We start from the raw sequence: 7786 nt of genomic DNA, 5'->3' as shown, positions 1-7786 counted from the left end.
ACACGGTGGCCAGCACGATGCCGGGCACGGCAAAGACGATCTTGATGTCATGCGCCTGAAGCCAAGGGCCAAACCAGCCCTGCGCACCAAACATCAGTACGTAGATCAAACCGGCCACCACAGGCGACACCGAAAACGGCAGGTCCACCAGCGTGGTCAAAAACGCCTTGCCTTTGAACTCGTACTTGGCAATGCACCAGGCCGCTGCCACACCAAACACCAGGTTCAGCGGCACCGCAATCAGCGCGGTGATCAGCGTGAGCTTGATGGCCGACCAGGCATCGGGCTCGCGCAGGCCTTCCAGATAAGCGCCAAAGCCCTTGCGCAGCGCCTCAGCAAACACGGCGGCCAGCGGCAGCACCAGGAACAGCAGCATGAAGGCCAGCGCCAACGTGATCAGCGTGTAGCGCACCCAGGGTGCTTCGGTGGTGCCCGCTTGTGCGCGGCGAACAGTTCGAGAGTTGGCGCCGCTCATGCTGGAGCCCCCGCGTGGCGTCGCTGCCAGGCTTGCAGCGCGTTGATGATGAGCAGCAGGATGAAGGAGATGACCAGCATCACCACGGCGACGGCGGTGGCGCCTGCGTAGTCGTACTGCTCCAGCTTGCCGATGATGATGAGCGGCGTGATCTCCGACACCATGGGCATGTTGCCCGCGATGAAGATGACCGAGCCATATTCACCCACGGCCCGCGCGAACGCCATGGCAAAGCCGGTGAGCAGCGCGGGCGTGATGGAAGGCAGGATGACCTTGGTGAAGGTCTGCAGCCGCGTGGCACCCAGGCAGGTGGCAGCCTCTTCCAGTTCCTTCTCGGCGTCTTCCAGCACCGGTTGCACGGTGCGCACCACAAACGGCAGCCCGATGAAGATCAGCGCAATCACAATGCCCGCAGGTTTGAACGCGAGCTGGATGCCCATGGGCTCCAGAATGCTGCCAATCCATCCATTGCCCGCCAGCAAGGCGGTGAGCGAGATGCCCGCCACGGCAGTAGGCAGCGCAAACGGCAGGTCCACCAGCGCATCGACGATCTTCTTGCCCGGGAACTTGTAGCGCACCAGCACCCAGGCAATCAGCAGACCGAACACCCGGTTGACCAGCGCTGCGATGAACGATGCGCCAAACGTCAGCCGGTACGACGCCAGCACGCGCGGAGCGCTGATGGCGGCCCAGAACTGCTCCCAGGTGAGGGTGAAGGTCTTGAAGATCAGTGCTGACAGCGGAATCAGCACAATGATGCTCAGGTAAAACAGGGTGTAGCCCAGCGACAGCCCAAAGCCGGGCAGCACGCGCTTGGGCGCACGCCGTCTGGCCGGGGATGCAGCCACAGCAGTCGCGGTGGTCATAGGTGAATTTGCAGCGAGATCGGCTTACTTGGCGCCAGGGGTGTAGAGCTTGTCAAACTGACCGCCATCGTTGAAGTGCACCTTTTGCGCTTCAGTCAGCGAGCCAAAGTACTTCGCCACAGTGAATTGTTTCAGCGGCTTGAAGGTAGCGGCGTACTTCTTGAGCACCGCTTCGGAGCGGGGGCGAATGGCGTGCTTGGCGGCAATTTCCTGGGCTTCGTCCGAGTACAGGTAGTCCAGGTAGGCCTTGGCCAGCTGGGCTGTGCCCTTCTTGGCCACGGTGCGTTCGACCACGGCCACGGGGTTCTCGGCCACGATGCTGACCGATGGGTAGATCGCATCGACCTTGCCGGCGCCGAATTCACGGTCGATGGACACCACTTCGGATTCGAAGGTGATGAGCACATCGCCCTGGTTGCGCTGCAGGAAGGTGGCCGTGGCATCACGCCCGCCCTTGGCCAGCACCGGCACGTTTTTGTAGAGCTTGCTCACGAATTCGGCGGCTTGCGCTTCGGTGCCGCCCTTCTCGCGGATGGCGCCCCAGGCGGCCAGGTAGGCGTAGCGGCCGTTACCGCCGGTCTTGGGGTTCACCACGATCACCTGCACGCCAGGCTTGATGAGGTCTTCCCAGTCCTTGATGCCCTTGGGGTTGCCGTTGCGCACCAGGAACAGCATGGTCGATGTGGTGGGCGATGCGTCGTGCGGGAATTTCTTGTTCCAATCCTTCGCTACCACGCCGTTGTCGGCCAGAAACTGCACGTCGGTGGTGGTGTTCATGGTGACAACATCTGCCGCCAGGCCGTCATTCACGGCGCGGGCCTGGGCGCTGGAGCCTGCGTGCGACTGGTCGATCTTCACGTCTTGCCCGGTGGTCTTCTTGTAGTGCGCAGTGAAGGCGGCGTTGTAGTCCTTGTAGAACTCGCGGGCCACGTCGTAAGACACGTTCAACAGCGTGTTCTGGGCACTGGCCAGGCCGCTGGCAGCCAGAGCCAAAGAAGCCAGGAGGGTCTTGAGTTTCAAAGAAGTCATGTCGCGTCGCTCGCAAAAAGCTGTAGATGTTTCATTGTCCCCACGCATTGCTTAAAACTCAAAAGAATATATTTTTGTTAATTAATCAGGATTTGGAATATGAAGCCAAGTATCTTGATGAGCAGGCTCCCTAGCGTCGCAAAAGTCCAATCCGTGGCGATGTAACCGACTTTTAATGAAAAGTGGCTCCAGCGCTCGTTATAAAAGCGCAAGCAGCTATCAATTCAATAGCAAAATCAACTCATCGCACCCTGCGCCAGTTCTTCTGCCGGCGTCGCCTGCGAGGGTGGCTCCACCTCCGTCAGCGATTGCAATAGCGCCCGGCCCAGCGGCCATTCGCCATGGCCTGAATCCACATTGATGTGCCCTGCGTTCTGCAAACGCACAAACTCGCTGCCCCAGGCACGCGCATAGGCGCCGGCCAGGCGGATGGGGCAGTACGGGTCATTGCTGCTAGCCACCAGAATGCTGCGGTAAGGCAGCGCAGCGTAGGGCACCGGCGCAAAGTCGCTCAGCACTGCGCGGCGCTCGGGGTCTGCAGGCGCCACCAGCAAGGCGCCACGCACTCGCGCTGCGGCTTCAGGCTTCATGTGGGCGGTGGTGATGCAGCCCAGGCTGTGGGCAACGATGACCACGGGGCCTGGTTGTTCATGCACGGTCTCTTCCAGCCGCGCCACCCAGGCAGAGCGGGTGGGCGTGTGCCAGTCGTCCTGCACGACCCGCCGGGCCTGCGGCAGCCGTTCGGCCCACAGCGTTTGCCAATGCCCAGGCCCGGAATCCCGCCAGCCGGGCACGATGATGATGGAGGTGGAAGTCACGGCAGTCCCTGCCCCGACCGCCCCGCCCCACCCTTTTGGCGGGCTGGTTCAGTGCGGTTTCGGGTTTGTGTGGTTGGAAGTCAGGGCTGATTTTGGGAGGGCAACGTTAAAACCCAAAAGAATATATGGCTTTTACTTAATGACCAAACTATCTTTAAGGAGGTGACTGCAGAGCCGTCCCTGAATCGAGCAAGAACCATGGGCCCAGAAAAAAGCACGCTGGGTTGCAGCGTGCTTTTGAAGTGATCCGCCAGGTTTTCGCTGGGGCGGCACCAGCGCTACTGGCGATGTTCAGCCAGTGGGCTTAAAAGCTTTCCCACTCGTCATCCGCCCCGCCCTTGCCTGATGCGGCGGGTGCTGCTGCGGGGGTGGGTGCGGGGGCCTTGCCGGCCGGTGCAGCCAGGCTGGCGGCTGGCTTGGATACCTTCGTTGCTGCCGGGCGCAGCGCACTGGCCGCTTTGGCGGCACCCAGCACGGGGCGGCTGGATGGAGCACTGGCCGCAGGCCCCGCTGTGGCACCGAACCGTGTTCCTGCGCTGTAAGCTGAGTCTTGCGCCAGTTTGAACACGGCCACGGCGTGGACCAACTCGCCCGCCTGGGTGTTCAGGCTCGCGGCCGCCGCCGCCATCTCTTCCACCAAAGCCGCATTCTGCTGCGTGGCCTGGTCCATCTGCGTGACGGCTTCTCCCACCTGCCCCACGCCTGCGCTTTGTTCGCTGCTGGCCGCGCTGATCTCTCCCATGATGTCGGTCACGCGCCGGATGGCGGTGACGACTTCTGTCATGGTAGCTCCTGCTTTGTCTACCAGCAGGGTGCCTTGCTCTACCCGCTCTACGCTGGCCATGATCAAGCTCTTGATTTCTTTGGCCGCTTCTGCGCTGCGCCCGGCCAGGCTGCGTACTTCGCTGGCTACCACCGCAAAGCCCCGGCCTTGTTCGCCGGCTCTGGCGGCTTCCACGGCGGCGTTGAGCGCCAGGATGTTGGTCTGGAAGGCAATACCGTCAATGACGCTGATGATGTCGGCAATCTTGTTGCTGCTGGCGTTGATGCCTTTCATGGTCTCGACCACTTCGGCCACAACTTCACCACCCTGGGCGGCGACGGTAGATGCGTTCATGGCCAGTTGGTTGGCGGTGCGGGCGTTGTCTGCGTTCTGGCGCACGGTGGAGCCGAGTTCTTCCATCGACGCAGCGGTTTCTTCCAGAGCGCTGGCTTGTTGCTCTGTGCGTGCGCTCAGGTCGTTGTTGCCCGAGGCAATCTGGGCCGAGGCCGAGGCCACGCTTTCCGAATTCTGGCGCACCACGCTCACCGTGCGCACCAGGCTTTGCTGCATGCGTTGCAAGGCGCTGAGCAGCTGGCCCGTTTCATCGCGCGAGTCCACCTCAATGGTGGCCGTCAGGTCGCCTGCCGACACGCGATCGGCCACCTCCACCGCGCGGGCCAGCGGCGCGGTGATGGAACGGATAAGCAATATGGCAGCAGCGATGGCGATAGCGATGGCAGCAACGGACACAACCACCGAAATGGTGCGAGCCGTTGCGAACGTTTGTGAAGCGCTTTCAGAAGCTGCCATGGCACCTTGGCTGTTGAGCTTGATCAGCGTGTCTAGCTGCTCCTTGATTGCCAAATACATTGGCCGAGACTCCTGGGACATCAAGGCGGCAGCTGCGGCGCTGTCGTTGCTGCGGGACAGGGCCAAGGCCTTGTCGTTGATCTGGACATACTTGCTCCAGTTCGCTAAGTAGTCCTCGTAAAGCTTTTTCTCAGCAGGGCTGCTAATGAGTTTCTCGTAGGAACTGCGCATTTCTGCGAGTTTGGCGCGCTGGTCAGAGATCTGCTTATCGATAGAGGCTTTTGCCGAGTCATCGGTCGAGAGCACGTGCGCCAAAATGGTCAGTCGCAGATCAGCAGACTGGGCCTGAAGAGCATTGACTGCTTCCACGCTAGGAAGCCAGTTGCCAGTGATGTTCTCGGTCTCATTGCGCAGCGACGAAAGTTGCACCAATGAGGTTAGCGCGAGCGTGAGCAACATTGCCACCAGCAGTGCAAACGCACCAGACAGGCGGGTGGAAATCTTTAAATTTTTCATTGAGTCCTCGTCAGTAGGTACTTGAATTTCGGAGTTACGACGGGCTCCCCACAAACGCCAAAAAGTCTACAGTAAGGATGTGACTTTTTGTAATTACGCCTTAGTTTTTGACCGCTGACAACTGACGTTTGGCGCTAAACCAACGTGCCGATGGCAAAAATTGAAAATCCCCACACCCTTACCTTCAGCCATGCGCAGCCCCGTAGCCTCATCACTATTGATAGCGGCTAGCGCCGCATCCACGGGCGTTGCCGCGCAGGCTGACCCAGCACAGCCCGCCAAATCCATCCGGCACAGGCCGGCTACACTGCCCCGGCGTACTGCGCACGGTGGCCCCAGCGCTGCCGTGTCTTGATCCCCCGCTGCGCGCGCCTGGCGCGCCATCCATGCCTTCTTGAGCACCGCCATGCTGAACCTCCTGTGGTTGGGTTTTTTCATCGTTGCAGCCGTGTCCGCGCTAGCCCAATGGCTGCTGGCAGGCCAGGCCCAGGTGTTTGCTGCCATGGTCGAATCCCTGTTCACCATGGCCAAGCTGTCGGTGGAGGTGATGGTGCTACTGTTTGGCACCCTCACCATGTGGCTGGGGTTTCTGCGCATCGCAGAAAAGGCTGGCATTGTGGATGCGCTGGCCAGGTGGCTATCGCCCCTGTTTGCACGGTTGATGCCCGAAGTGCCACGGGGCCACCCTGCCCTGGGCTTGATGACGCTGAACTTTGCGGCCAATGCGCTGGGCCTGGACAACGCGGCCACCCCCATGGGCCTCAAGGCCATGCGCGCGCTGCAAGAGCTGAACCCCAGGCCTGACACCGCCACCAACGCGCAAATCCTGTTCCTGGTGCTCAACGCATCGTCACTCACGCTGCTGCCGGTAAGCATCTTCATGTACCGCATGCAGCAGGGTGCGGCTGACCCGACCCTGGTGTTCCTGCCCATTTTGCTGGCCACCTCGGCTTCGACCCTGGCCGGGCTGCTGGCCGTGGCCGTGGTGCAGCGGCTGCCGCTGTGGCACCCGGTGGTGCTGGCCTACCTGCTGCCGGTGGCGCTGGTGCTGGGCGGGTTCATGGCGCTGCTCACCACGCTGAGTTCGGCGGCGCTGGCGCAGTTGTCGTCGCTGCTGGGCAACCTGACCCTGTTCAGCCTGGTGGTGATGTTTGTGCTGGTGGGGGCGTGGCGCAAGGTGCCCGTGTACGAAGCGTTTATTGAGGGCGCACGCGAAGGTTTCGACGTGGCCAAGGGCCTGCTGCCCTACCTGGTGGCCATGCTCTGCGCCGTGGGTGTGCTGCGCACCTCGGGGGCCCTGGGGTATGCGCTGGAAGGCATTCGCTGGTGCGTGGAGGCCATTGGCATGGACACACGGTTTGTGGACGCACTGCCCACCGCGCTGGTCAAGCCCTTTTCAGGCAGCGCGGCGCGGGCCATGCTGATCGAAACCATGCAGACGCAGGGCGTGGACAGCTTTGCCGCGCTGGCCGCCGCCACCATCCAGGGGAGCACCGAAACCACGTTCTACGTGCTGGCGGTGTACTTTGGCGCGGTGGGCATTCAGCGTGCGCGCCATGCGGTGGGCTGTGCCCTGCTGGCAGAACTGGCGGGCGTGGTGGCCGCCATTGCGGTGTGCTACCAGTTCTTTGGGTGATCGAAATTCAAGCGAAAACAGCCGCTAGCGCAATGTGTGCAAGCGCTACATGCTATCAAAAACATAGCAACCCTCACACCCAGCGCATCAGTCGGCGCGTGACCCCAAATCCGCAGCCCCCAGTTGCTTGCTGGTGGCGGCCAGGCGTGACACCAGCAGCTTGATGAAGGCCTTGTCAAACCGCGACTGAAGTTCCGCAGACGCCTCGCGCAAAGCGGGGTTCGGCACCTTGATGACCAGGGCATCCGTCTGCGCCACCGCCGTGGCGCTGCGCACCCGGTTGTGGGGTTGCAGGTACGTCATCTCGCCCAGCGTGGCGCCCGTGCCCAGCGTGCTCAGGTGCCAGCCTTCGCGGGTGATGCTGACCTCGCCTTCCACCAGCACATAGAACGAATCCCCGGGCAGCCCTTCCTGCAAGATCACCTTGCCTTTGGGCGCCCAGCGCCAGCGGCCCAGGCGCATCAGCTCCCACAGCGCCACGTCGTGAAAGTCGGCAAAGAACGGCAGCGCGCGCAGCAGTGCAAAGCGCTGGGCTTCGGAGTCTTGCGCCCTGGGTGCAGGCAGCGCGTGCTGCACCGTGAGCAAGGCGTCGGCAAAGTCGGCCCAGGTGGCAAACCGGTCTTGCGGCCGCTTGGCCAGCGCGCGCAGCAGCACGGCGTCCAGGTGCTCGGGCAAGTCGGAGCGCAGCAGCCGGGGCGGCGTGGGCACCTCGTGGGTGATGCGGTACAGGGTGGCAAAGTCGGTGTCGCCATCAAAGGGACGGCGCCCGGTCAGCAGTTCATACACCACTACGGCCAGCGAGAACATGTCGCTGTGGTGCGTCAGGTCCTGCTCCTGCACCTGCTCAGGCGACATGTACGAGGGCGAGCCCAC

6 protein-coding genes and 1 pseudogene are annotated in these 7786 nt (G+C 62.2%); 1 reads left to right on the top strand and 6 read right to left on the bottom strand.

All coding sequences use genetic code 11. From position 1 onward, the window contains the following. From AADJ04_RS17040 to AADJ04_RS17020, 5 genes and pseudogenes are all read right to left on the bottom strand, one after another. A pseudogene (locus AADJ04_RS17040) lies at window positions 1–475 on the bottom strand (sulfate ABC transporter permease subunit CysW); the annotation flags it as partial. Then, window positions 472–1341: a sulfate ABC transporter permease subunit CysT gene (cysT, locus tag AADJ04_RS17035; RefSeq protein ID WP_341240342.1), complete on the bottom strand. Its 870-nt coding sequence runs from the start codon at window positions 1339–1341 to the stop codon at window positions 472–474. The gene cysT and the pseudogene AADJ04_RS17040, both read right to left, overlap by 4 nt. Window positions 1342–1365: 24 nt before the next feature. Beyond that, window positions 1366–2370, bottom strand: a complete 1005-nt coding sequence (locus tag AADJ04_RS17030) for a sulfate ABC transporter substrate-binding protein (protein WP_341240341.1) — start codon at window positions 2368–2370, stop codon at window positions 1366–1368. Between the two features lie 236 nt (window positions 2371–2606). Beyond that, on the bottom strand, window positions 2607–3188 hold the full coding sequence (locus AADJ04_RS17025; RefSeq protein ID WP_341240340.1) for an alpha/beta hydrolase: 582 nt from the start codon (window positions 3186–3188) through the stop codon (window positions 2607–2609). Between the two features lie 304 nt (window positions 3189–3492). Beyond that, window positions 3493–5277: a methyl-accepting chemotaxis protein gene (locus tag AADJ04_RS17020; RefSeq protein ID WP_341240339.1), complete on the bottom strand. Its 1785-nt coding sequence runs from the start codon at window positions 5275–5277 to the stop codon at window positions 3493–3495. Window positions 5278–5683: 406 nt separating this feature from the next. On the opposite strand from AADJ04_RS17020, the gene AADJ04_RS17015 reads away from it, so the two are divergent. Beyond that, window positions 5684–6913 carry a nucleoside recognition domain-containing protein gene (locus AADJ04_RS17015; RefSeq protein WP_341240338.1) on the top strand — a complete coding sequence of 410 codons (1230 nt, stop codon included), beginning with the start codon at window positions 5684–5686 and terminating at the stop codon, window positions 6911–6913. Window positions 6914–7000: 87 nt separating this feature from the next. On the opposite strand, the gene AADJ04_RS17010 is transcribed toward AADJ04_RS17015, so the two are convergent. After that, window positions 7001–7786, bottom strand: a 786-nt coding sequence (locus AADJ04_RS17010) for a cyclic nucleotide-binding domain-containing protein (RefSeq protein ID WP_341240337.1), incomplete at its 5' end; no start/stop codon positions are given.

It is taken from the genome of uncultured Acidovorax sp. (assembly GCF_964021665.1).
Taxonomy (GTDB): domain Bacteria; phylum Pseudomonadota; class Gammaproteobacteria; order Burkholderiales; family Burkholderiaceae_C; genus Acidovorax; species Acidovorax temperans.
The sequence above is the reverse complement of the archived record's forward strand: the minus strand, read 5'-3'. Positions and strand labels throughout refer to the sequence as shown.

Excerpts from the sequence above, each read along its gene's own strand:
- cysT (WP_341240342.1), bottom strand. The coding sequence starts at position 1,341 with ATGACCACCGCGACTGCTGTGGCTGCATCCCCGGCCAGACGGCGTGCG.
- AADJ04_RS17030 (WP_341240341.1), bottom strand. The coding sequence starts at position 2,370 with ATGACTTCTTTGAAACTCAAGACCCTCCTGGCTTCTTTGGCTCTGGCT.
- AADJ04_RS17020 (WP_341240339.1), bottom strand. The coding sequence starts at position 5,277 with ATGAAAAATTTAAAGATTTCCACCCGCCTGTCTGGTGCGTTTGCACTG.
- AADJ04_RS17015 (WP_341240338.1), top strand. The coding sequence starts at position 5,684 with ATGCTGAACCTCCTGTGGTTGGGTTTTTTCATCGTTGCAGCCGTGTCC.